Here is a 25,073-nt window from a genome sequence, read left to right on the forward strand (position 1 = left end):
GTTAACCTCTATTATTTGTTCAAAATTTCCTGGTGAAGCTGAATAACCTGGTCACAAAACTCTGTGGAGTTAATATGATAAGGACTCAAAATAAGTTGTCTTTTCTCTGTTATTATTAAATTTGCTGTTAAAGCATCAATGAAGGCTTGATCTGCGATAGGATCCCAAAATGGAGCACCATCAACATCTAATGCTGAAAAGCCTGCTGTTGGGATGATAAAGCGCACTTCACCATTACAACGATTTAATTTTTCTGCAATCCAACGACCCATTTGCTGATTTTCTTCTTTGGTCGTTCTCATTAAAGTGACTTGAGCGTTGTGATGATAAAATAAGCGATTTTGGTAGTGTTCGGGCACAGTCGAAGGGCGGCCGAAATTCACCATATCGAGAGCTCCACAAGACATCACGCAAGGGGTTTGAGTGCGTTCAATGGCACCAAAACGGTCTTCATCACACGCTAATACCCCACCAAATAAATAATCACATACTTCGGTGGTTGTAATATCTAAAACAGAATGTAATAACTGGCTATCAATCAGTTTTTCCATGGCTTTGCCACCACTGCCAGTCGCATGGAAGACTAGACAGTCATATTGCGCCTCTAACTCTGTTGTGAGCTGCTGTACGCATGGGGTCGTTACTCCGAACATGGTTAGTGCAATTGCTGGTTTTAAGTCATGCGGTTGTTCTTCGTCGTCAAACCAAACAGCTCCTGCTATTTGATTAGCAGCATTTTTTAATACTTTGCGGGAAATGATATTCAAACCTGATACATCAGTGACGGAGTACATCATCGAAATATCACTCGCGCCGATATAACCAGAAATATCCCCTGATGCCATTGTGGAAACCATTAATTTTGGAATACCTACGGGCAATACTTGCATGGCGGGTGTAATGAGTGCGGTTCCACCCGAACCACCTAAACCAAGAATAGCGGCAACATCTGTTTGTGCGGCAAGATAAAGGCTGAAAGCCTGTGCCATAGCTTCAATGGCTTTACCGCGGTCACCACAGAAAACGGCCTCAGTACCAAGTGGATGAAAACTTGCGACAGTGTGTGCGCTGATATCTGCGTTTTTTTCTAATTGCGTTGGTTGTGTTGTCAGGTCAACAGTACGTACCGCCAATCCGGCGTTTTTGATTAATTCACTAACATAAAATAGTTCAGCACTTTTAGTGTCAAGCGTCGTTACAATATAAATAAAACCCGGATGTTTTTTCATATACAAACCCTTTCAGAGTAAAACGAGCGTTGAATTTTTCATCATAATGAGACTATAGTATCATTGTGGTTGATTGTAAAATGAGATTGTAGTCTCATTTCTGGTTTATTATGACGTTATTGACTGATAATGTTTTTATCCTATTGATAAAATAGTATAAATTATTATTTATAGACCTGAGCTATTTTGAGTATATTTGGATATTTAAAAGATATAATTGTGATTGTTATGATTTTTGCTATTACTTTTAAATCACCTTTATGAATAATTTCTTTAAATCATCAACCAAGTGCATTTACCTATTCACACTTATATGTTTTCATGAGCTCTAACTCATTTTATAGTAAGTGACAGTATTTTAAGGATAAATTAATGTCTAAAACTAATTCACATTCAGAATACAAAGGGACACGAAAACGAACCTATGTATTGTTGATTAAGACGGCTTTAGATTTATTTGAAAAAGGGGCGATGCCTTCTGTTTCTGAGTTGGCACTTGAGGCGGGAGTTTCTCGTGCGACAGCTTATCGTTATTTTCCGACACAAGCCGATTTAATTACCGCAACGGTTAATGAAAGTTTAGGTCCTATTTTAACTTGGCGCCCGCAAAGTGAGCAAACCGAAGAGCGTATTGACGAGCTATTAACCTATGCTTTTCCACGTATGTTTGAACATGAAGGTGTTTTACGAGCCGCGCTGCAAGTATCATTACAGCAGTGGGCACAGGGGCGAGCAGCTCCACAAAGCATTAAAGATAAGCGTCTAGAACGCGGTAATCGTAAAGAAATTCTTGCAATGGTCACATCGCCAATGAAATCAGAATATCCGCAAGAAATTATTGATAAAGTGATTCGTGCTTTTTCTGTTATTTATGGTTCTGAAATATTTTTAGTACTAAAAGATATTTGGAAAATGGATGATGCTCAAGTAACACAATTAGCACAATGGATGTCCAAAGCGGTTATGAACCAAGCTCATGCTGATAACATAAAGAGAAGGAAATAAATTTTTCACTGTACCGTGTCAATCTAAGTTAAAAAGATTTTTTCAGACCAAGTTAAAATAATAAGATCAAAACCTAATAAATAGATAAATGTTGGTGGATATCACTAGGGTGATAAATAAATAAAAACTAAAGCCATATGGCTTAAATAATATGATATAAATTAGGGATATAAAAAGACTTAATGGTTAATACCATATGAAGAAATTATTAAAAATGATAGGTGGGATTTCCATCTGTGCTTTAATCGGTGGCGGGCTTACTTACCTAGGAGTTCCCCTTGCATTGATGTTTGGCCCGATCATTGCCATTATCATTTTTCATCGTTTTGGTATTTCCTTCGCAATTCCTAAACACACCATTAGTTTTGTTCAAGTCACATTGGGAACCTCCGTGGGCTTGATGTTCAATCAAGTATCTCTTAATGAAGCGGACAATTTATTTCTTTTATTATTGATGTTAGTTGTTTGTTTGGTTGTGCAATTTTCGTTTAGTTTTTTTTGGTTTTACCGGAAAGTCGGTTGGACAAAACAAGAGGCAATGCTTGGCTCTGTACCCGGTGCTATGGCGGCAATCCTCGCATTAACAGACCACACCCATACACCGCCTCAGAAAATTGTTATTTCCCATACAATCCGCTTAATTATTCTTATCTTATTAGCAGGAATTGTTGTTGGCAGTGATGGTGACCCACAACCGATAATAGAATTGCCAGAATTGACATTAATTTCAACGGGATGGCTACTGCTTATTATTGCTGTTGGGGTGATTTCAGGGGCCATTTTGCAGCGTTTAAAAGTTCCTGCGCCTTTTATGTTGACGTCATTAGCGGCGGCTACACTCATTCAAGGTTGGGCTGATATCCCATTGAATTTTCCACTGATGTTGACTGAACTGAGCATGGTATTGATTGGGATGAACATTGGTAACCATTTCATTGTGTTCCCACTTTCCTCGTTGATTAAAAATATATACTCTTCAGCTCAAGTCGTGGTGGTTAATATCGTGCTGACTTTTCTTATCACGGTATTTGCATCTTGGATTACGGGCTATGATATTTCGGTGTTACTGCTAGCTTGGGCCCCGGGAAGTATGGAAGCGATGACATTCGCAGCAATTACCATGAATTTAGATGCAGGCTTTGTTATGTCAAACCATATTATCAGGATGGTAATTATTCAAAGTATTCCATCGATAGCTTTGTTTTGGCAAGAAAGAAGGCAGAAAAGAAAGAATAATTTAGAGTAAAGAAAGAAAACATGCAGGCGATATTTTGGCATGTTTTCTTGATGGGCTTTCTTATCAGCTCACTTGACGTAAGCAAAGAGGCCAAGAGAATCCCGTGCAAGGGACTGGCATTTAAACTCAGTGGTGAGTGGTATCCCTTTTAGGTCACTATAACTTTCTTTGTTAAGAGCGGTCATTTTTTCCGCATTATAGTTGCTAAGGTCCCATTTGTTACTTTTAGCAAAGTAAACAATGGCACGTTCAATTTCTCTATCTGGGATTTGTGAATACCCGCAATCATATTTTAGATAAATAAAAACAGCTGTGAGATCAGCAAGATCTTCAGCTTCGTTGTTGGAAAGGGCTCTGGCAGAATTGGTTATCCCTAACAGAGTCATTAAGCATGACATCAATATAAATTTGCGCATTCGTTATTCTATCTGTTTTCTATGTCAAGTTACGTTAGCATAAGAATAGAATTGTTAGTCAACTATATTTTTCTTAAATCCATGTAATAAACCCACATTTTTAGAGTGGCTTTATTGACCTTCCTGTAAGGGGAAGCTTTATCATACCTCCATTAAACCATGTTTTGCTTCGAAAGTGTAATTTGTCATAAATTACACCACTGATGATTATCGATTTGATAAATAAAAGGAAGGTTATCAATGCTACGTCGCGATTTTCTTAAGTTAAGTGCTATCACATATGCTGCAAGTGCGCTGCCTATTTGGAGCCGCATCGCGGTCGCAGCAGGAAATTATCCAACATTAGCGATTCCACCCTTATTGGAGCCTGATGCGCAAGGCAACATTCAGGTTGTTATTCAGCAGGGTGTTTCGCAATTTGTTCCAGGAAAGCAAACGACGACATGGGGTTATAACGGTAATTTATTAGGCCCTGCAATTAGTTTGAAAAATGGACAAAATGTTAATATCAATATTATTAACAAACTGGCAGAAGACACCACGGTTCATTGGCACGGTTTAGAGATTTCAGGTGAGCAAGATGGCGGCCCTCAAGCGATAATCGAACCAGATACAAGCCGTAAAGTGAATTTTACGGTAAATCAAAGCGAAGCGACATGTTGGTTCCATCCTCATACTCATGGAAAAACCGGCTACCAAGTGGCGATGGGGTTAGCTGGTCTTGTATTAATTAAAGATGATGACAGCACAAAACACGGCTTACCAAGCGATTGGGGTGTTGATGATATTCCTGTCATTTTGCAAGACAAACGCTTAAAAGATGATGGGCAAATTGATTACCAGCTTGATGTGATGAGTGCGGCTGTGGGGTGGTTCGGTGACATCATGCTAACGAATGGTGCTGTTTATCCTAAACATGTTGCCCCGAAAGGTTGGCTGCGCTTAAGGTTATTGAATGGCTGTAATGCTAGAAGTTTAAATATTTCCACCAGTGATGGACGTAAAATGTATGTCGTTGCGAGTGATGGTGGTTTATTAGCCGAGCCGATTGCGGTAACAGAATTACCTATCTTGATGGGAGAGCGTTTTGAAGTATTAATTGATGCCTCCGATGGTCGTGCATTCGATTTGGTAACTTTACCTGTCGGGCAAATGGGTATGACGATCGTACCATTTGACCAGCCTTTGCCAGTACTGCGTATTGAAACAACGTTGACGAAGGGAGAAGGTGACTTACCATCAACACTTGCAGCAATGTCTGCTATTCCTTCTCTTGCTGGCTTAAATCGCCGTCGTTTCCACTTAATGATGGATATGCGTTTGGACATGCAAGGCATGATGATGTTACGTGAAAAATATGGTGACCAGGCCATGGGTAACATGGGCGGTCATGGTGCAATGATGGGGAATATGAACCACGGTAACATGAATGCAGGTAATATGAACCATGGAAATATGAATCATGGAAATATGAATGGCAAAATGGGAAGTGGCGGCCACTGTGGTACAGGTTCTGATGGTTTGGATATTCATAATGCGAATACTATTAATGGGCAAGTTTTCTCAATGACGCATCCCGCATTCAATGCCCCTATGAATCAGCAAGAAATTTGGGTCGTTTCAGGGCGTGGCGATATGATGTTGCACCCATTCCACGTTCATGGCACACGTTTTCGTATCCTAAAAGAAAACGGCCAAGCCGTAGCGCCTCATCGTCAAGGGTGGAAAGATATTGTTAAAGTGGAAGGGCAGGTGAGTGAAATTTTAGTCGAGTTTAAACACCCTGCAACTCAACAGCACCCTTATATGGCCCATTGCCATCTTTTGGAGCATGAAGATACAGGAATGATGTTGGGCTTCACTGTCAGTTAACAGCAATATTTATTTTCAGAGAAAATGCAGTGTGAAATTTTAGCACTGTATTTTCCTTTATTAGTATATGCGTGCTGCCTATGTTAAAATTACGTGCTTTCCATTCCCATAGATGCGTAATAGAAGATGAAACATACCCTTGAAGTGATGATCTCTGAAGAAGAGATTGCTCAACGAATTAGTGAATTAGCTGATAAAATTAGTGCTCATTATCAAAAGCTTGATGGTGAATTAGTCCTTGTTGGCTTGCTGAAAGGTTCATTTATTTTTATGGCTGATTTATGCCGTAAGATTGATGTTCCTCATGAAGTCGATTTTATGACTGTTTCAAGTTATGGCAATGCGATGACATCGAGCCGTGATGTTAAAATTGTCAAAGATTTGGACGAAGATATCCGTGATAAACACGTATTAATCGTCGAAGATATTATCGACTCTGGTAATACTTTAAATAAAGTTCGTGAAATTTTCGAATTACGTGGCCCTAAATCTGTCGCTATTTGTACATTACTGGATAAACCTTCACGTCGCGAAGTGCAGGTTCCTGTTGAGTGGATTGGTTATTCTATTGAAGACAAATTTGTGGTGGGTTACGGTATCGACTACGCTCAACAATATCGTCATCTGCCTTATATTGGTCATGTAACGTTACTTGAAGAATAATATTTGGTGACCTTATAAAGAAGAGCCGCGTTTAGCGGTCCTTCTTGTTGTCACCACACATAATAGGTTTAGCAGTGTGCTGAGCGCCACAGTAGGGCGTTTTTCTATTATTCGTAAGTCACTTCTACGTCCATAGTCGCATTGGCTTTACCTGGAAGAATCGTTTTTTCCATTTGTATATAATACGAGTTAAAGTATATCGATAGTTTTCCGTCAACATTTGACGGGGAAACCAAAGTGCCTCGGCCACCTATTCCCATCCTATACCACAACGTTCGGTCATTACTGTATTCTATTCTTATTCCAACACCTCTGGCTCTATCAGAAGAGTTATCTATATCTAGAACTGTGTTAGAACCTGAATATTGACGTCCTTGAAGAGCAATATTAATTTTAGTGTCTTTATCGCAATCAAAATCAATCTGCCATCTCACATCTTTGCTTTGCGTGTTGACACCACTGCCAAAGCCGGACTGACCAATAGTATAATCACCAAGATGAACATTTTGTATTCTTGATGATTGGACGGAGCAGGTATTAGAAGACACTCGCCCTGTAATATTAAAAATGGCATCGTAACCAAATGATTTAACAGAAAAAAATAAAATCATTGTTACAAGGCAATGAATTGTATATTGAATTTTTTTATTCATTGCTTCCCCTTAATTATTTCGTACAACGAATGTAATAGAGGCATTTGCCGTACCTGGTGTTGCGCTATTTGCTAATTGCTTATAGCGTGCGCGCAATTGAACTGTATTAGTTCCTGAAATTGTCCCTGCCGCACTAATTAAGGTGCTGACTTCATTTGCATTTTTTGCTTCCCAACGTTTGCGCTCGGGTGAATAAGCTTCAACTTGAATTGCCATTCCGCTCGCTGAACCTTCAGTCTGATCCAACTCAAATAGCTTTCTATCTAGTGCAGCAGGAGTTCCTTCTAAGGCGCCACTCACTTGTCGATTTACTGTTGAACAATTAAAAACCAAATCAAATTCCACCCAATCCGTCACTGAGTTACGAGGGAAGTTGCTTCCATCACCTTCTAAAAACCACATTCCTAAATCAACACCTTGCGCAGCAGAAGATATGCTACACGTTTCACCTTTAATCGAACCTGTGAAATTCACCTTGATATAGGCATCCACAGCCATCACATTCATTGGCATTAGAGATATAAAAAACAGTACAAATAGATTTAAATTATGTTTCATAAATAATGACCCTTGATTATTTATACACAAGGGTAACCGTAACCTGTGCATTACCATGAGTTGCCTTCACTTCATTTGATGTTTTGACATATCTGAATTCAAATGTTTTTGTGACAATGGGGCTCAGACTTGCTTTATCCAGCAAGGAATAGACATAATTGTTGGATAAGGTACGGTCTCCTCCTAATTTCAATGGGGAAGATTGACCCGCTTCGTATACTCGCACCGCAAACCCAGGGTTTTCGCTTTCATTTTCTAAATAAATAATATCTGTATTTATATTACTTGGATGCAAGTTATCAGCTACGGTGTAGGCTACAGACATGATGGCAGGGCAGTTAATCGTAATCGACTGTTGAGCATGGCCAAAGGTATCTCCTATATTTAACGAGCGAACTTTAGCGATGTCATGGACGCCGAGGTCGACCGATTGTCGAACTGATGAAACTGCACAAGTGCGTTGTGCCCATGAAATCAATGTTGATGCAGGCAATATTTCCCCTACTGATGAGACCCAATTCATATCACCACTGCATTGCACTTTGACTGGATTAAAATGTGTAACAGCTTTATCCGTTCCTTCAATATCTCCTTGAACGGTTTTGACATACATCATTCGTGTTTCAAGTTGTAGCGATGATGAGCCATCAATGGCACTAATTTCGCTATTATTTCCTGTTAATGGATACCATTGGCTCGTTCCTTTTTGCCTTAATGCCATGACATAACCCACGCCATTAATGCCAGTGCTAAAAACGGGGTAACTCCCTGATCCATCATTAATCACCATTCCTACGGGTTGGCTATTTACTTGAGGAGTAAAATTAAAGTTTCCCGGCCCTTCAGCAACACATAATTCTTGATTCCCTGTAGATTCAAATTGCTTCCAGCCATTACCCAATATCGCTTCACGGGGAAGTTTATGAGCTGCCGTATCAATTTCTAAATCCCCTAAATTGATACGAAACTGCCCGACACTGAGCGCGTTAAATGAAAACAAGGTAATACCAACCAAAGCAATAATTTGTTTTATATTCATATTCAAAACCTATTTTATTGGCAGTTGACGGGCAATATGGGTAAATGATGCTTCAAGTGTTCAGCGGTTAATTTATATTCGGCAACACACTGATCTTCTTGGTTTTTACCCCATTTAATTTGTAGCCGCCCTTGCTCTGGCATCCCACTGAGATACACATCACCATTATCACCGACAATACCTGAGCTCATATTTTGGTCATCACTTTGAGCGAATTGGGCCATTGCACCGAAAGGCACTGGTTTTCCATTATGAGTAACATTAAATAATAATCGGTAACCTACATGAGTTTGGTAGCTTGCCAAAATTGCGGCGCCTTTTGTTGGTACCGCATTAACTGTATTGGTTTTTAATTCAACATTTTCAGGTAAAGAGTCAATGTTGAGGGATATTTCATTTTTAGTATAAGGATTGAGATAAGGCACAATGGCGTAACCTCGAGAATCGGTTGAAATATTAGCTCGATTTAAAACTTGCACATTTTCCGCACCCGGAGCTCGAATAATCGCGAAAGAATCATAGATAGGCTGAGCTAAAGTGATGCCATATGGATGAGCAACAACCGCCCCTGTTAAACCGTAGTTTGCTCGCTGTGAATATCTATCATAGCCATAGGCCGCATTAGCAACACCGTAACTTCCTCGATAAGATGCCGAGGCATTTCCACTACCACGAGTTTCTTTATTTCCATATGACTGCTGAACAGCGTAATTAATATTATTTTTTTCGCCAAGAGTACCACTTACTCCCATCATTGCGTCTGCATTGCCGCTGTTATCCGCTGTAATACTACTATTTATCGATGTGTAATTGCCGGATGTATTATTAAGTGGAATAGAAACTGAAAAAGAGAAGTAATTATCAGCTTTACGTTGATAAGCACTATCAGAATAACTGTAATTAAAGTTATAAGTGATCCCATCAAAGCTTTTGTTATAACCTGCATTTAATGAGCGTTCTTTACCCGAACGGTTCCAATAATCTTGCTGATAACTAGAAAAATAAATATTACCGAATTCATTTAGTGACTGATTTAGTGAGATTTGAAAGCGATTTTTTTTATTATCGCGATATATTTTAGGTTGATTACTGTTAGCTTCACTGAATGAATAAAAACCTTCCGTTGAGTAACGATAGTTAGCTAAAGTTACAGATGTACCAGTCGAGGTCACGTTTTTGGAGTATTGAAAACGATATGACTGCCCACTGTCGGTATCTTCTTTCCCTAATAAATTTTGGCTATTTGCTTGTGTAACATCAGCCGATAGTGCTCCCAAACTACCTAAATTAATTCCCATTCCTATCGCATAAGATTGGTAATTTTTTGATAGTAAAGTTCCAACGTACCCAGTAATACCTTTTGGTAACCCATAAATAAAAGTACTTTGCAGGAAATCAGGTTCTACTTCACCGGAGGCATTAGATTTATATTTTCCCCCCGTTAATGAATACTTGAGTTGCCCTTCTCGCTGCATAATAGCAATTGATGAGAACGGAACAGTAAATGAGCGTTCAGTACCATCCGCTTCTTTAATTATAACGGTTAAGTCACCGCTAGTCCCTGTTGGGTATAAATCATCAATTTCAAATGCACCTGGAGAGACATAGGATTGATAAATAACATAGTTATTTTGTTTAATCGTAACTTCTGCGTTACTTTGAGCTATTCCCCTAATAATGGGAGCAAAACCTCTCATTGAACTAGGTAGCATGGATTCATCACTTTGTAATTGAATACCACGGAATTGAAAACCATCAAAAATCTCACTTGGTGTCGCTGTGTCACCAATCACTAATTGAGATTTTAAGAAATTAATCCCTCTTTCTAAGCTAGTCTCAATGTTTTTCCATTCGCGTTCTCCACTATTATCCGTATAAGTCGAATAGTTTTTTAAACGCCATGGGCCTAGATTTCCAGTGCTACGAAGGTTGAAATAATGAGAGTTTGTATCTTTGGCGTTATTACGACTCCAATTGTTTGAACCACTATAATAATAATTTAAGATTAAAGCAGGAACACCATTTTCCCATTGACTAGCGGGAACAGTACCTAATGCTTGTTTATTCATAGCAATTTGAGGTATTGAGATATTCAGCTTCTGTTGATTCAATTCAAGCGTAGATTTTGCCTCGGGTATATATTCGCCTATTGGGCCTATATATTGCCCAGCAGAAAGTGCAGCCAATGCTGGAATAGAATTAACTTTAACTCCCCAAAGTGCTAATTCTTCTTTTGTTATGCGTGGAATTAATTGGCTTGATTTATCATCCTTAACAAATTCGATAACCTTAGAATCCATTAAAATACCATTTACGATAATATCGACATGATATTCTCCCGCTAACTGGCCTCCAGGGTTAGCAAACTGGTCTAAATTAGGTAGATCTGCAATATTTTGGCCATCAATGACGCTGAGTGAGCTAGGACTAAAATAATCTTCCGCAGATACATGACTAATGCTTATTCCAGCCAAAATTATTGCAGTTACTACCTGACATATTTTTTTTAATCGAAAATAAGTTACCCCATTATGCAAATCGGTTATCGCGTCATAATGACGATTTAATGGATGTTGCTTTCTTGAAATGCAGCGCATAATGAATGTTCTTCCAACTGATTATTTTAATGTCTGAGTTTTCGCTTTCGTTATCGATCCATGGTCATTAATTGCACTCCAAGTAACTTGGTTTGCTTGAGTTCCCGAAATATTCCATGACGCTTCGCCCAGAGGAGGGACCATGCCTGGTTCTGCAATTTCTTTATTACCAACCTTCAACTCCCCGAATGAAACATAATAAGGCGTTGGATTATTTGCTTTTAAATAGCTTCCTTGTTTTTTAAAGGTTAATTTTTCATACGCAATTAATGCTTCTGCTGTTGGTAAATCTGCAGGGCGATAAAATAATTTAATCTTGTTATTAATTGAAATCGTTAAATTATTTGTTGCATTTGGGTCAGATGGTGGAATTGATTTAACATTTAGCCAATAAACTGATTCTTTATCAGAGGGTAACTGAGAATCTGTTAAAACAATTCGAATAGCATTGGCTGATTCAGGTTCAATGCGAAAAAGTGGAGGAGTTACAGTAAACGGTACTTTTTGCTTATCATTATTATTAAAATTATTGACCCAAGATTGTACAAGATAAGGTGTTTTGTCATCATTTCTCACTGAAATTGAAGCTTCTTTCTTATTGCCTTCATAAATAACACGAGTGCCACCTAAAATAACACTGGCGTTTGCATTAAGAGTCGTCATAAATAAAAGCGCTAATGAAATGAGATGCTTTTTCAAAATTTTCCCCTATAAAAAGAGGGAACGAATGTTCCCTTAATTCAGTGAACTATTGGTTATATTGAATAGTGACAGTAACGTCAGCGTTTGCTTTACCAGCAGTAACTTCATTTGCGGTTGTAACGTAACGCGCATAATATGTTTTTTCGCCACTATTACCTTTCAAATCAATACCATCAGCTTCTGTGTCTGGAGTATAGAAATTTGTTCCGTTAACATCACCAGAAATACCAATACCAACACCTTCAGCCTCATTGACAGCATATAATTGGTTGTTATCTGAGTGTGCGGTTCCTCCGAAGGTGACGCGAGCACGTGCTAATGTTGCAGGGCAGCCACTCAAGCCTATTGTTAAAGGAACTGCATCAGTTAATTCACCGACTTTATCGAAGGTGTTAGTCATCCAAGTGCCAAGTTGCACTACACCTTCATTTTTGTTTGTATTATTAACTTCAATAGTACAAGTCGTATCAATAAATTGACCTTTGAAATTTATGGTGCCTTTAGCATTACCGCTATCAATTGCAGCATGTGCCACACTTGATAATGAAACCATAATAATTGATGCCATTAATACTGACTTTTTAAAAATCATAGGAACCTCTTATCTATCTAGTAAAGAATCATTAATTATATTCAGGTTAGATGACTAAGTTATTTTTTAATAACTATTATCCCATATATTTCACACATCAAAATTATATTAGTGTTTTTAAAGTAAATCCATTAAACGAGTAATTTTAAGTATTTTGCTTAGATTGCGATGTTTAACTTTGAAATAACACTTTTAAGTTAATAATATAGATGAATAATCCAATAAACTGACATTTTCTTAACTGTTAACGATAACAATCATATTAAAATTAAATTTAAATATTATTTAAGTAACTGTAACATTGTATTTCGTTTGAAATATAATTTAACGGATATATGCAGGCCAATATTCTTATTATACGAGATGCGTGGTATTAAAAATTTCCAAAGTTAGTATTTAAGGTATTTAAAGCTTATTTGCTGTAGGGGAAATGTGAAAACTCATAAGATATGATCTGGCAGTGCTATAAAATCACCTTTTTATTTTTACCTTTTCCAGGTAAATAAAATGAATGATAAGACCATGAATTTTAATGTTTTCAACAAGAAACTATTTATGGTTTAAATTAAAGGGGTAGTAAACTCTCTTTAATATATAATTTTTTATTAAATTTACTTTAGTTTTGATTTTTTATCGAGAATATTCTTTGCTTGATTAAGTGATTTTACTTAAAAATAAAAGGCCATATCTAATTAGCTGAATGACAACGATAGATATGACCTTTTTATTATTTATAATCTAGGCTAAATTAACTGCGTAACCCTCTACCTTGTTCAATCAAATACCAAGTTAGTAAATAAAAAACTATCAAGAAAATCATCAGTACACCAAGAGTAATTGCGATTGATACATCTGCAATACCTAGGAATCCATATCTAAATCCACTAATCATATACACGATAGGGTTTAATTTAGATATAGCCTGCCAAACTGGCGGTAATAAGGATAGCGAATAAAAGACACCACCTAAATAAGTTAACGGTGTTAGGACAAAAGTAGGAACGATACTGATATCATCAAACGTCTTAGCAAAAATTGCATTTAATAGCCCAGCAAGTGAAAATACAATAGCGGTTAGCAACAAGGTTACTACAACCATAACCCATGAATGGACTTGTAGTGGAATAAAAAATAGTGACACTAACGTGACTAAAAAACCAACTAGGATCCCACGAGCAACACCTCCACCAACAAAACCAGCAATAATTATGTGTGTTGGAACAGGTGCAACCAGTAACTCTTCAATATTCTTTTGAAATTTAGAACCAAAAAATGAAGAGCAGACATTAGAGTAAGAGTTAGTGATAACTGCCATCATGATTAACCCCGGAACTATAAATTGCATATAGTCCACACCACCCATATCACCAATTCTTGAGCCAATTAAATTACCAAAAATGACAAAGTATAGTGACATTGTAATGACTGGTGGTAATAAGGTTTGTACCCAGATACGACCAAATCGAGTGACTTCTTTTATCCAAATAGTTTTTAATGCTACCCAGTACAATGAGATCATTTTACAATCTCCTTCTCGGCCGCATGGCTTTCTTTTTTGACTAAATTAACAAATAACTCTTCCAAACGGTTCGCTTTATTACGCATACTTAAAATTTGTACACCTTGCTCGCTGAATTGGCTAAAAACACTATTTAGGCCTTGCTCTCTTTTTACATCCACTTCAAGTGTTGATGTGTCTATCAAACGAGATTCATACCCTAATAATTGAGGAACAGGACTTTTGGGCATTAGATCAAAAATAAAAGTTTCTGATTCTAGTTGGCTAAGTAGTTGTTTCATACTTGTATTTTCAACTAGCTCACCATGTTGAATAATACCAATATTACGGCACAGCATTTCAGCTTCTTCTAAATAGTGAGTTGTTAAAATGATTGTCGTCCCTTGAGCGTTTAGATTCTTCAAAAATGTCCACATAGAACGACGTAACTCGATATCCACTCCTGCTGTTGGCTCATCGAGTATTAATAATTTTGGTTGGTGCATTAAAGCACGAGCAATCATTAAACGGCGTTTCATTCCACCTGATAGATTGCGGGCACGCTCATTGCGTTTTTCCCATAAATCAAGTTGAGTCAGATACTGTTCGGCACGTTCTACAGCAACTGAACGAGTGACTCCATAGTAACCCGCTTGGTTAAGGACGATTTGTAGTACTGTCTCAAAAGGGTTGAAATTGAATTCTTGAGGCACTAAACCAAGTTGTTGTTTTGCTTGTACAACTTGCTTTTCTAAATCATAACCAAAAACTTTTACACTTCCACTCGTTTTATTCACTAATGAGCTGATAATCCCGATTGTAGTTGATTTACCTGCACCATTTGGTCCTAGCAAAGCATAAAAATCGCCATCTTCAACGCTTAAGTCGATTCCTCGCAAGGCTCTTACACCACCGGGGTAGGTTTTGGTTAACTGCGATAATTCAAGTGCATATGTCATATGTAAAAAAAACCTTTATTCTTAAGATAGTTTGGCGGCAATATATCCTAATGATGCCACTTTTTTCTGTCCTATGTTATGCAGAAAAGAGATAATTAATTTATCTAAGATAATTCAATATGTTACTAATTTAGGGTTGTTTTGTCTAAAGGAGAGGTTCATCATAAGGGCATTAAAATTAGTATAACTAATTATTAATTAATCAATAAATGCTGTATAAGATTTTATCGCAAAGTAACACAATTAGGCTATAAGTCATGATGAGAAAAATAGAAGAACTGTTTGCTAACAATGAAGCATGGTCAGCATCAGTAAAAGAGCAAGATCCTGAATTCTTCAAAGAATTATCAAAAGCGCAAAAGCCAAGATTCTTATGGATAGGCTGCTCAGACAGTCGAGTACCTGCAGAAAAGCTAATTAACGCAGCACCTGGCGACCTTTTTGTTCACCGTAATGTTGCTAATTTAGTTATCCACACGGATCTTAATTGTTTATCTGTTATTCAATATGCCGTTGATGTCTTACAAGTTGAGCACATCATTATTTGTGGTCACTATGGTTGTGGTGGTATTGAAGCGGCTGTTGATAATACCGAACTCGGCTTAATCAATAATTGGTTATTACACATACGTGATATTTGGTACAGACACAGCTCTATGTTAGGTGAATTAAAACCTTGCGAGCGACTTAACCGTTTATGTGAACTAAATGTTGTGGAACAAGTTTATAATTTAGGCCACTCTACCATTATGCAATCAGCGTGGAAACGCGGTCAAAAAGTCATGATCCACGGCTGGGTCTACGGTATTAACAATGGCCGATTGCAAGACCTTCATATTACGGCGGATAGCAGAGAAAAACTTGAACTTTGTTACCGTGAAGCAATTGCGACATTAACGCAAAAAAATAATTTAAGTAAAAAGGATTGCTAAATTGCCCTCTGATTGCTGGTAAACCTATTATGTCATCAGCAATTAGAGCAAGCTTTGAAAGTAAAACCCTAAAAAACAACTTATTAACGTTGGGCAGATAAAACAAAGCGGGAAAAATAGGTATTTATCCCGCTTTATCAACAATCTCAAGCGCTATAGAATGGTGCTTTCTTATATTAAGCGACTTGTACAGGCACCGCTTTAGCCACCCTGCTCATGACATTGTTTTCATCAAAATAAGCAACCTTCGGTTTATGCGTGCGCGCATCTTCATCGTCAATTTGTACATATGAACAAATAATGAGTTTATCGCCTACCGCGGCACGGCGTGCAGCAGCACCATTAACTGAGATAATTTTTGAACCGCGCTCACCAGAAATCGCGTAGGTTGAAAAACGCTCACCATTATCGACGTTATAGATATCAATGGCTTCATATTCAAGGATCCCAGCAGCATCCATGAAGTTCTGATCAATCGCACATGACCCTTCGTAGTGTAGGTCTGCCTGTGTGACTGTGACGCGATGGAGTTTACCTTGTAACATTCTTCTTAACATTTCTTCTTCGTCCTTCAAATTGCAGCGTTGTTGACTACGTGCGTTCGCCCTAGTCACATACTTATGTATGCTCCTAGGGACTCACTTACTTGCCGCCTAGCTGCAATCTGAATGACTTTGAATAAAATCATAGTGCCTTCAAAACTGCAGCGTTGTTGACTACGTGTATATAAGTCGCAACAGGCTTAGCAACGCAGCAAGATGGTTGCTGTGATAGTGTTATAAGTCTTATTGTTTTATGCAATATCGCGTTGCAGGTCAACTTGTAAATTGTCAATAAGACGCGTTTGACCTAACCATGCCGCCATTAAAATAACCGCACGTTTACTGGAATCACCAAGTGGTAACAACGTCTCTGCATCGCGAATAAATAGCTCATCAGGGGTAAAACTGGCTTCACGTAAGCTATTATTCATCTCTTCAATAATAACCTCAGATGCGCTAGGTTCAGCCACTAATTTTTCACCCGCTTGTTGCATAATTTGATACAGCTTAGGCGCTATTTTTAGCTCTTCTGCTGACAAATTATTGTTACGTGAACTCAGTGCTAGGCCATTTTTAGCTCTAACCGTTGGGACACTAACAATTTGAGTATCAAATGATAAGTCAGAAACTAATTTGCGAATTAATTGCAACTGTTGGTAATCTTTTTCACCAAACAAGGCAATATCAGGCTGAACTAAATTGAATAGCTTAGTGATAACCGTTGCGACACCTCTAAAATGACCGGGACGGCTTGCGCCTTCTAACATGGTCGATAACTCAGGAACTTCAACAAAAGTCTGTTTTTCCATCCCTTCTGGGTAGAATTCTTGCGGGGAAGGTGCAAAAACTAAATTGATATCACGACGCTTTAATTTTTCGCAATCTTCTTGCAAAGTTCGTGGGTAATTGGCTAAATCAGATTGCCTATCAAATTGCATAGGGTTCACGAATACACTGGCAATCACAATATCAGCCTGTTTTTTCGCTTGGTCAATGAGTGTTAAGTGACCATCGTGTAAATTACCCATCGTTGGGACAAGTGCAATACGTTTACCTTCTTGTTTCCAACGACGAATTTCACGGCGTAAGATAAGTGCCGTTTCAACGATAAGCATACGTGTGTTCCTTATAATTACTGGCATCAATTAAGAAAAAGAATGTGCTTCACTTGGGTAAATGCCATCTTCCACTTCTTGGATATACATACGAATAGCATCATGAAGGTTGCCTGCTTGAGCTAAAAAGTTTTTAGCAAATTTAGGCGCTCGTGCGGTAATACCCAGTGCATCATGCATAACAAGGATTTGTCCATCAGTTCCATTTCCTGCGCCAATACCAATCACTGGTAATAGCAGTTCTTCAGAAACATGGCTTGCTAAGGCAGTTGGAACACATTCGAGAACTAATAATTGGATACCTGCATTTTCTAATGCAATCGCATCTTTGAGTAATTGATTTGCCGTGACCTCATCGCGTCCTTGAACTTTATAACCGCCAAGAACGTTCACGGCTTGTGGTGTTAAACCGAGATGACCACACACAGGAACAGAACGTTCTCCTAGCATTCTTACGGTATCACATAACCAGCTGCCACCCTCAATTTTCACCATGTTTGCACCCGCTTGCATCAAAATTGCTGCATTAGAACAAGCTTGTTCTGGTGTGGCGTAACTCATGAATGGCATATCTGCAATAATGAAGGCGTTTGGTGCACCTTTGCGAACGCATCGGGTGTGGTAAGCAATTTGCTCGACAGTCACAGGTAAAGTAGATGATTCACCTTGGATTGTCATTCCTAGGGAGTCTCCAACGAGCATCACCTGAATACCTTGCTCATAAAATAATTGAGCAAAGCTTGAGTCATAGGCTGTCATGGTTGCAAATTTGTGTTTGTCTTTTTTAAACTGACATAAATCAGCCAGAGAAATTGGTTTCATTATAATAACCTCCGGAAATGATCTCCCTGCGACCATACCTCATAAGAGGTTGAACATTTTAGGCTGGAATATCCCAAAACGTTAGGCCATTTCGAGGGACTTGTGTGAGTCTTTCTGAAAGCTTTTCGCCATCAGGAAAAACAAGAGAAGGGGCGATTTCGCTAAGCGGATACAACATAAACTCACGCTCTTTTAGCCCATAATGTGGAACGATTAACCGTTCAGTATTGATGATACGGTTACCAAAAAGCATGATATCTAGGTCAAGCGTTCGTGGCCCCCAACGTTCCTCTTTGCGTACACGGCCAAGTTCAAGTTCGATTTTTTGTGTATAGTTAAGAAGAACCTCGGGCTCAAGGCTTGTTTCTAGTAGCACAGCCAGATTCAAAAAATCTGGCTGGTCCTGTGGGCCTAATGGCTTGGTTCGATAAACAGAAGAAGTAGAAACAACGCGGCTATTAGGAATAGCATCTAATGCTGCAATAGCTTGCTGTGCCTGTAGCAGCGGCTCACCAAGGTTACTTCCTACAGCAATATAGACTTGTTCCATTGTATTCTCTCTATCTATTATGACTTATTCGGCCGGCGCGCGCCGGTTCCACCTTGTGATGAACGTGGGCGATGGCGGCGGCGAGTAGGGGCACTACCTAATTCCGAAATCATTTCACGCTGTTTGATATTATTCGCTTGTTGAAAATCAGTCCACCATAACGCTAACTCTTGTAACTCGTTGCGGTGCTCAACATTGGCTCTTAATTCTAATAAATCAAACGCTGCACGGAATTTTGGGTGCTCCATGAGTTTATTTGCGCGACGACCTTGGCGGCGAGGTAAGCGTAATTGCAATAACCAAATATCACGCATAGTGGTTGTAATGCGTTTTGGGATCGCAATCGAGCGGCACTGTTCATCTAATATATCATTCATTGCCAGCGCAAAGGCGTCGTAATAGGCCAACCCGCCTTCTTGAGATAGCTTCTCAGCATGCTCAGTAACTGGGTACCATAACATAACAGCAAATAAAAAAGCAGGGTTAACACGCTTATCATTTTTTAGTCTGAAATCAGTATTTTTGAGGACTTGCTCAATGATTTTTTCCATTGGCGAATCACTGTTATCAGTAAATCGGCTTGCGACAACAGGGAAAAGTTGCTCAAACAAACCATATTTTTTGAGCATTTTATAAGTCGCGTAACCTTGGCCTGCTTGGAGTAATTTGAGTGATTCTTCAAATAACCGAGCAGATGGAATTTCTCTCAATAAATGAGCGAGTTGGTAAATTGGCTCTGCGGTTTTCGGCTCGATGCTCATATTTAATTTGCAGGCAAAACGTACCGCTCTTAGCATTCTGACTGGGTCTTCACGATAGCGCGTTTCAGGGTCACCAATTAAACGAATAACGCCAGCTTTGAGGTCTTTCAAACCATTAACGTAGTCACGTAATGTGAAGTCTTCAATATTGTAATATAGGCTATTAACGGTGAAGTCCCGACGAATCGCATCTTCCTCAATAGAACCAAAGATGTTATCGCGTAACAACATACCGTTTTGCGCTTGTGCAGATAAGTTTTTGTCATCTGACACATTTTGGTCATGGTGGCCACGGAAAGTTGCAACTTCAATAATTTCGGGGCCAAACATAATATGGGCTAGACGGAAACGACGACCAACTAGACGGCAATTACGAAATAATTTGCGGATCTGCTCAGGTGTTGCGTTCGTAGTTATATCGAAGTCTTTAGGCTTTTGGCCTAAAAGCAAATCACGCACACCCCCCCCCACTAAGTAGGCTTCAAAGCCACTTTTATTTAAGCGATACAGTACTTTTAATGCATTGTCACTAATATCACTACGCGAAATAGGATGTTCGGAACGCGGTATAACAGTAATGTTTTCGTCGTTTACGGTTGTCATTGTAGGGCGCTTCTCAGGTGTTGAATCGGCACGTTGAGATTGACGAACCGTTTTTTTAATAGGGGCTGTTTTATGGGGTTGAGCAGTGTTCTGCTCTTTAGATGCGGTTTGCGCATGAGCAGAATGAGTGACTGGCCTTTTACCGGCTGCCTGTATATCTCGCGAAGTATCACGATGTTGTTCTACATCTTCAGGGGATGCGTCTGTATTGCGAGATAAAATATTACGGCAGAAATTTGCTACTCGGTTAAAAATAGTACACCTCGATGTCATTACCAATATTCATTAAACAAAAATAAGCGGCTAATCATAGCTCACAGAAGTTTCTTTGAGAATGGTTAAACGAATAAAAGTCATCTCTAATTATAAACGTTACCAATAAAATTTACGCAAAATAATAGCTCAAAAAGCGATCTTACTATAGAGAACTAGGTTTAGAAGCCTTATTTTAAGCGCTTTTTTGTTGTTAGATGATTATTCAACTTCAAACTATGGGGTTAAAAAACAACCTAATCTATTTCCGTAAAAAATTACGTGAAAGTAAATGTTTATCTTATTTAAAAGAGCACGATAGGACGTTATCGCCAATTAATTAGCAGAAAGGTGCGGGGGAGGATGGAATGACGTGATAGCTAACGCAAGGAATAAGCCTTGAGCTGAACATAACAGAATGTAGAGTTCCCTTGTAACGGCGCAGTAATATGCGCCGTTCAGGACTCCATATAGACACTAGCCAGCCATTTGCTTTTCGCGAATTTCAGCTAATGTTTTACAGTCGATACATAAATCAGCGGTAGGACGGGCTTCCAAACGGCGGATACCAATTTCTACACCACATGATTCACAATAGCCAAAGTCGTCATCTTCAACTTTTTTCAGCGTTTTTTCGATTTTCTTAATCAGTTTACGTTCACGGTCCCGGTTACGTAATTCAAGGCTGAATTCTTCTTCCTGAGCGGCTCTATCAACGGGGTCTGGAAAGTTAGCTGCCTCATCTTGCATATGAGTAACAGTCCGGTCCACTTCATCTCTGAGTTGATTGCGCCATGCTTCGAGAATGAGCTTAAAATGCGCCAACTGGGCCTCGTTCATGTACTCTTCGCCAGCTTTTTCATGATAGGGTTCAACCCCAGCAATGGCGAGAATGCTTAAGGACGATGTCTTACGTTTTTGCCCTTCTTGCATAATGCTTCTCCTACACACGCAAATTTTACAAAAACCCCAAGGGGGAAAAATTAAGGTCGCTATAAATAGCAGAAGACTGCGCTCTTGGCAATCGTTCCTGCAATGAGTTTTGTAATGCTGTGAGGGCGAGCGTGTTTATTCCCTTTTTAGCGCCCAGAACTCTGCGGCCTCGTATAAAAAACGGTTAAAAAAACTTTATTTAATAGAGTTAAAGTGAATCTGCTTACTTAACACCATTTGTTGAACAGTTATATCAGCTTGATAACAAAGCACTTCAACACCACTTTGTCTCGCTTCCTCCAATAAGAGCGCATATTGTTTATCAATATGTGCCGCTGCAGATGCTACGTGAATACCTGTGTGTAAAGCAACAAACAATAGTATGGCTCTTTTTCCTTCTTTCGCAATATGCATGAGCTCTCTTAAATGCTTTTGGCCTCTAAGTGTCACTGCATCAGGAAAGAACCCCTGATTATTTTCTAGTAAAGTTACTGATTTTACTTCGATAAAGCAATCTGGTAATCCATTTTGCGTGAGATAGAAATCGATTCGGCTATTTTCTGTGCCATATTTAACTTCAGGCTTTATTACGCTGTATTCGGATAATTCTGGAATGTGTTTTTCGGCTAAGGCTTGTGCAACTAATTGGTTCGCACGAAGGGTATTAATGCAAATAAAGTGGCCATTTGTGGTTTGGGTTAACTCCCAACTATACGGATACTTGCGTTTTGTATTATTGGACGTCGAATACCAGATGGTATCACCAGGGGTAGCACAACCTGTCATAGCGCCTGTATTCGCACAGTGAATTGTAATTTCTTCACCGCTCGGTAAAGTAACATCAGCCAAAAAGCGCTTGTAACGCTTAATCAAAGTAGCTGGTTGTAAGGCGGGTTCAAATTCCATGGGGTCTCCGCTATCGTTGTCGGTAATATGCTTACTGGCAAAAGAGGCTAATGCTACAATGTCTGACAGTAAAAGTTAAATACATGGAGTGATAACCTCAGTGTTACCGATATTCGAAGTTTGTGAGGACATACTTACCGCGTTAGTCGCTTCACCTCAAGTTTTGCTTCATGCACCTACAGGTGCAGGTAAATCAACGGTTTTACCGTTAGAAATATTAAAAAGTGGGGTTATTGATGGGCGGGTTATTATGTTGGAACCCCGTCGCTTAGCGGCACGTTCAGTAGCGGCTCGCCTCGCACAGCAACTTGGTGAAGATATCGGTCATACCATCGGTTTACGCATGCGCTCTGAAACTAGAGTTAGTCGCCACACGCGTCTTGAAGTCGTGACAGAAGGCGTACTGACCCGCTTACTGCAAAATGACCCAATGCTTGAAGGGGTTGGCTTAGTCATTTTAGATGAGTTTCATGAACGAAATTTACAGGCAGACTTAGGTCTCGCTTTGTTAATTGATTCACAGCAAGCCTTACGTGAAGATTTACGTATTCTATTGATGTCAGCGACATTGGATAATCAAGGGCTGAATCAGTTGTTTCCTGATGCTCCAGTTATCACCTCACAAGGGCGTACGTTCGCCGTAATACGTGAATATCATCCGATTAACCCAAATAAACTCTTCCATAAAGAAGTGGCGCTAGCGGCTTGGCAGTTATTGCAACAAGATCACGGGTCTTTATTATTATTTCTTCCAGGTATGGGGGAAATCGAGAAAGTAAGAGTAGAACTCGCCTCGATGGTAAGTGAGGACATACTTTTATGCCCTTTATACGGAGCATTATCTTTACAGGCTCAGCAACAGGCGATACAGCTGGCACCAGAAAGAATGCGAAAGGTCGTATTAGCCACCAATATTGCGGAAACCAGTTTAACGATTGAAGGGATCCGCCTTGTGATGGACAGTGGTTTTGAACGTGTGGGTCAGTTCAACCCACGAACAGGACTGACAAAGCTCATTAAACAGCGAATCAGCCAAGCATCGATGGCGCAGCGAGCCGGTCGAGCAGGCCGTTTAGAAGCAGGTGTTTGTTGGCACTTATTTAGTGAAGAGCAAGCTGAACGTGCGGCTCAATTTAGCGAGGCTGAAATTGCACAAAGTGACCTAAGCAACTTATGGTTATCTTTATTACAGTGGGGTTGTCACGACGTGGCACAGCTGAATTGGCTGACTTTACCCCCGAAACCTGCGATATCTGCGGCAAAAAATTTACTCAGTCAATTAGGTGCCATTGATGTGGCTGGTAAGTTAACGCCTTTTGGGCAGCAGATGGCGGTGTTAGGCAGTTCAGTGCGAACAGCGGCAATGCTATGTAAGGCACAACAGACCCAAAATCAGCATGTTATTCAATTAGCTGCGTTGCTAGTGGCGATTATCGAGGAACCTCCTCGTCAACAAGATGCAGATCTTCGTTATTATATAGAAAGGCCAACTGAGGGGTGGTGCAAGAGAGCATCAGCACTTTGCGAACAAAAAGTGTTGAGTACCATTGGTCAGCAAGATGCGCTAATTAGTGAGTGGTTACCAACGTTGTTAGCTGTGGGGTTTCCCGATCGCATTGCGAAATCTCGAGATAACCAACAGCGCTATCAATTAGCGAGTGGTTTAGGTGCAGTATTGGGTGAATCGGATAGGTTAGTGGGAGAGTCGTGGTTAATGGTGGTGTCTTTATGGCAACCCGAAAATATGGCGGATGCGCGTATTTCCTTGGCTTACCCTATTGAAATTGACAGATTACAAGCAGATTGCCCATCTTTATTTAACACTCAAGAAACGGTCGAATGGGATGAACAAAAAGGGACCTTATTAGCTTGGAAACGCTTGCAATGTGGCCAATTAGTAGTGAAATCAGAACGTTTGAGCAACCCTGATAAGGCTGAGATTCGCCAAGCGCTGGTTTATTGGTTGAAGCAAAATGGCTTGCAGCAGTTAAATTGGCAGGAAGATGCTTTGCAATTGTGTATTCGCTGCATGCTAGCTAAGCGGCATTTTCCTGATATTGCTTTTCCTGATTTTGATGATATAGCGCTATTAGATTCGTTAGATGAATGGCTTGAACCTTATCTTGATGGCATAACAAATAAGCAAAAACTACAGCAGATTGATTTAGCCTCTTTATTAATCAATCGATTAGATTGGCAGCAGCAACAGTGGTTAGAAAGTATGTTTCCGAAGACCTATCGAGCGCCATCTTTACATGATGTAAGTATTCACTATTCGTTAGATAAGCCACCAGTGATAGCTATTCGTATGCAAGAAATGTACGGGGAAAAAGCGAACCCGACAGTAGCACAAGGGAAAATTCCTATTACGCTCTCTTTGCTTTCTCCTGCGATGCGGCCATTGCAGATTACACAAGACCTTGGCGTATTTTGGCAGGGCAGCTATAAAGAGATACAAAAAGAGATGAAAGGGCGTTATCCAAAGCATTTATGGCCGGATGACCCTGCAAATACTGCGCCAACGAGACAAACAAAAAAAGCGATGATGGGTGCGAAATAACCTATTTTTGTGCTCTAATAGCGGGTTTCCTCATTCAGGCTATCGATGCGTTAACCTGAGTAAGGAAATGTAATTAA

General features: G+C 39.5%; 23 protein-coding genes. 6 read left to right on the forward strand and 17 right to left on the reverse strand.

The genetic code is table 11. The annotated features are described in order from the left end of the window. Positions 1 to 11 precede the first annotated feature (11 nt). Positions 12 to 1,229: a Tm-1-like ATP-binding domain-containing protein gene (locus P3L40_RS06035; RefSeq protein ID WP_110592268.1), complete on the reverse strand. Its 1,218-nt coding sequence runs from the start codon at positions 1,227 to 1,229 to the stop codon at positions 12 to 14. 372 nt (positions 1,230 to 1,601) lie between these two features. Here P3L40_RS06035 and P3L40_RS06040 point away from each other — a divergent pair, with 372 nt between their 5' ends. Both P3L40_RS06040 and P3L40_RS06045 read left to right on the forward strand, forming a co-directional pair. After that, positions 1,602 to 2,234 (forward strand): TetR/AcrR family transcriptional regulator, encoded by a 633-nt coding sequence (locus tag P3L40_RS06040; RefSeq protein WP_004260563.1) that lies wholly within the window; start codon positions 1,602 to 1,604, stop codon positions 2,232 to 2,234. A 196-nt stretch (positions 2,235 to 2,430) separates the two neighbouring features. Further along, positions 2,431 to 3,480 carry an AbrB family transcriptional regulator gene (locus P3L40_RS06045; protein ID WP_210853416.1) on the forward strand — a complete coding sequence of 350 codons (1,050 nt, stop codon included), beginning with the start codon at positions 2,431 to 2,433 and terminating at the stop codon, positions 3,478 to 3,480. A gap of 59 nt (positions 3,481 to 3,539) precedes the next feature. Here the strand turns inward: P3L40_RS06045 and P3L40_RS06050 are convergent, their stop codons facing one another. After that, on the reverse strand, positions 3,540 to 3,887 hold the full coding sequence (locus tag P3L40_RS06050; protein WP_096863287.1) for a YacC family pilotin-like protein: 348 nt from the start codon (positions 3,885 to 3,887) through the stop codon (positions 3,540 to 3,542). Between the two features lie 240 nt (positions 3,888 to 4,127). On the opposite strand from P3L40_RS06050, the gene cueO reads away from it, so the two are divergent. Together cueO and hpt are read left to right on the forward strand one after the other, a co-directional pair. Further along, entirely contained in the window at positions 4,128 to 5,759 is a 1,632-nt protein-coding gene (gene cueO / locus P3L40_RS06055; RefSeq protein ID WP_210853418.1) for a multicopper oxidase CueO, read from the forward strand. 126 nt (positions 5,760 to 5,885) lie between these two features. Then, positions 5,886 to 6,422: a hypoxanthine phosphoribosyltransferase gene (hpt, locus tag P3L40_RS06060; protein ID WP_004260548.1), complete on the forward strand. Its 537-nt coding sequence runs from the start codon at positions 5,886 to 5,888 to the stop codon at positions 6,420 to 6,422. Between the two features lie 107 nt (positions 6,423 to 6,529). Here hpt and P3L40_RS06065 read toward each other — a convergent pair whose 3' ends face one another. From P3L40_RS06065 to P3L40_RS06100, 8 genes are all read right to left on the reverse strand, one after another. Beyond that, complete coding sequence (locus P3L40_RS06065) at positions 6,530 to 7,075, reverse strand: fimbrial protein (protein ID WP_096863285.1); 546 nt, start codon at positions 7,073 to 7,075, stop codon at positions 6,530 to 6,532. 9 nt (positions 7,076 to 7,084) lie between these two features. Beyond that, positions 7,085 to 7,633: a fimbrial protein gene (locus P3L40_RS06070; protein WP_004260541.1), complete on the reverse strand. Its 549-nt coding sequence runs from the start codon at positions 7,631 to 7,633 to the stop codon at positions 7,085 to 7,087. Between the two features lie 16 nt (positions 7,634 to 7,649). Continuing rightward, positions 7,650 to 8,672 (reverse strand): fimbrial protein, encoded by a 1,023-nt coding sequence (locus P3L40_RS06075; protein WP_004260537.1) that lies wholly within the window; start codon positions 8,670 to 8,672, stop codon positions 7,650 to 7,652. A 14-nt stretch (positions 8,673 to 8,686) separates the two neighbouring features. Continuing rightward, positions 8,687 to 11,269 carry a fimbria/pilus outer membrane usher protein gene (locus P3L40_RS06080; RefSeq protein WP_136133975.1) on the reverse strand — a complete coding sequence of 861 codons (2,583 nt, stop codon included), beginning with the start codon at positions 11,267 to 11,269 and terminating at the stop codon, positions 8,687 to 8,689. A 21-nt stretch (positions 11,270 to 11,290) separates the two neighbouring features. Continuing rightward, entirely contained in the window at positions 11,291 to 11,968 is a 678-nt protein-coding gene (locus tag P3L40_RS06085; RefSeq protein WP_210853420.1) for a molecular chaperone, read from the reverse strand. A 49-nt stretch (positions 11,969 to 12,017) separates the two neighbouring features. After that, the gene (locus P3L40_RS06090) at positions 12,018 to 12,563 is read right to left on the reverse strand and encodes a fimbrial protein (protein ID WP_210853423.1); all 546 of its coding nucleotides are present in this window, start codon (positions 12,561 to 12,563) and stop codon (positions 12,018 to 12,020) included. Between the two features lie 748 nt (positions 12,564 to 13,311). Further along, a complete protein-coding gene (locus P3L40_RS06095; protein ID WP_004260522.1) occupies positions 13,312 to 14,082 on the reverse strand; it encodes an ABC transporter permease in 771 nt (256 codons plus the stop codon). Beyond that, positions 14,079 to 15,020 (reverse strand): ABC transporter ATP-binding protein, encoded by a 942-nt coding sequence (locus P3L40_RS06100; protein ID WP_004260518.1) that lies wholly within the window; start codon positions 15,018 to 15,020, stop codon positions 14,079 to 14,081. The genes P3L40_RS06095 and P3L40_RS06100 overlap by 4 nt, the downstream gene beginning before the upstream one ends. A 257-nt stretch (positions 15,021 to 15,277) precedes the next feature. Between P3L40_RS06100 and can the strand changes: the two genes are divergently transcribed. Further along, positions 15,278 to 15,952 (forward strand): carbonate dehydratase, encoded by a 675-nt coding sequence (gene can, locus P3L40_RS06105; RefSeq protein WP_004260515.1) that lies wholly within the window; start codon positions 15,278 to 15,280, stop codon positions 15,950 to 15,952. Positions 15,953 to 16,128: 176 nt separating this feature from the next. Here can and panD read toward each other — a convergent pair whose 3' ends face one another. The 7 genes from panD to sfsA all read right to left on the reverse strand — a co-directional run bounded on the left by panD (position 16,129) and on the right by sfsA (position 22,436). Then, on the reverse strand, positions 16,129 to 16,509 hold the full coding sequence (gene panD, locus P3L40_RS06110) for an aspartate 1-decarboxylase (protein WP_036958294.1): 381 nt from the start codon (positions 16,507 to 16,509) through the stop codon (positions 16,129 to 16,131). 236 nt (positions 16,510 to 16,745) lie between these two features. Next, positions 16,746 to 17,609: a pantoate--beta-alanine ligase gene (gene panC, locus P3L40_RS06115; RefSeq protein WP_036958293.1), complete on the reverse strand. Its 864-nt coding sequence runs from the start codon at positions 17,607 to 17,609 to the stop codon at positions 16,746 to 16,748. 30 nt (positions 17,610 to 17,639) lie between these two features. Next, the gene (gene panB, locus P3L40_RS06120) at positions 17,640 to 18,431 is read right to left on the reverse strand and encodes a 3-methyl-2-oxobutanoate hydroxymethyltransferase (RefSeq protein WP_210853425.1); all 792 of its coding nucleotides are present in this window, start codon (positions 18,429 to 18,431) and stop codon (positions 17,640 to 17,642) included. A gap of 58 nt (positions 18,432 to 18,489) precedes the next feature. Further along, a complete protein-coding gene (gene folK / locus P3L40_RS06125) occupies positions 18,490 to 18,981 on the reverse strand; it encodes a 2-amino-4-hydroxy-6-hydroxymethyldihydropteridine diphosphokinase (RefSeq protein ID WP_136133977.1) in 492 nt (163 codons plus the stop codon). 17 nt (positions 18,982 to 18,998) lie between these two features. Continuing rightward, positions 18,999 to 20,345, reverse strand: a complete 1,347-nt coding sequence (pcnB, locus tag P3L40_RS06130) for a polynucleotide adenylyltransferase PcnB (protein WP_206077539.1) — start codon at positions 20,343 to 20,345, stop codon at positions 18,999 to 19,001. A 729-nt stretch (positions 20,346 to 21,074) separates the two neighbouring features. Next, positions 21,075 to 21,530, reverse strand: coding sequence for an RNA polymerase-binding protein DksA (dksA, locus tag P3L40_RS06135; protein WP_004260494.1), 456 nt, complete (start codon positions 21,528 to 21,530; stop codon positions 21,075 to 21,077). A gap of 195 nt (positions 21,531 to 21,725) precedes the next feature. Beyond that, positions 21,726 to 22,436, reverse strand: a complete 711-nt coding sequence (gene sfsA, locus P3L40_RS06140; protein ID WP_004260493.1) for a DNA/RNA nuclease SfsA — start codon at positions 22,434 to 22,436, stop codon at positions 21,726 to 21,728. 100 nt (positions 22,437 to 22,536) lie between these two features. Between sfsA and hrpB the strand changes: the two genes are divergently transcribed. Beyond that, positions 22,537 to 24,996, forward strand: coding sequence for an ATP-dependent helicase HrpB (hrpB, locus tag P3L40_RS06145; protein WP_210853427.1), 2,460 nt, complete (start codon positions 22,537 to 22,539; stop codon positions 24,994 to 24,996). Positions 24,997 to 25,073 lie beyond the last annotated feature (77 nt).

The organism is Providencia sp. PROV040 (genome assembly GCF_032706145.1).
GTDB lineage: Bacteria > Pseudomonadota > Gammaproteobacteria > Enterobacterales > Enterobacteriaceae > Providencia > Providencia hangzhouensis.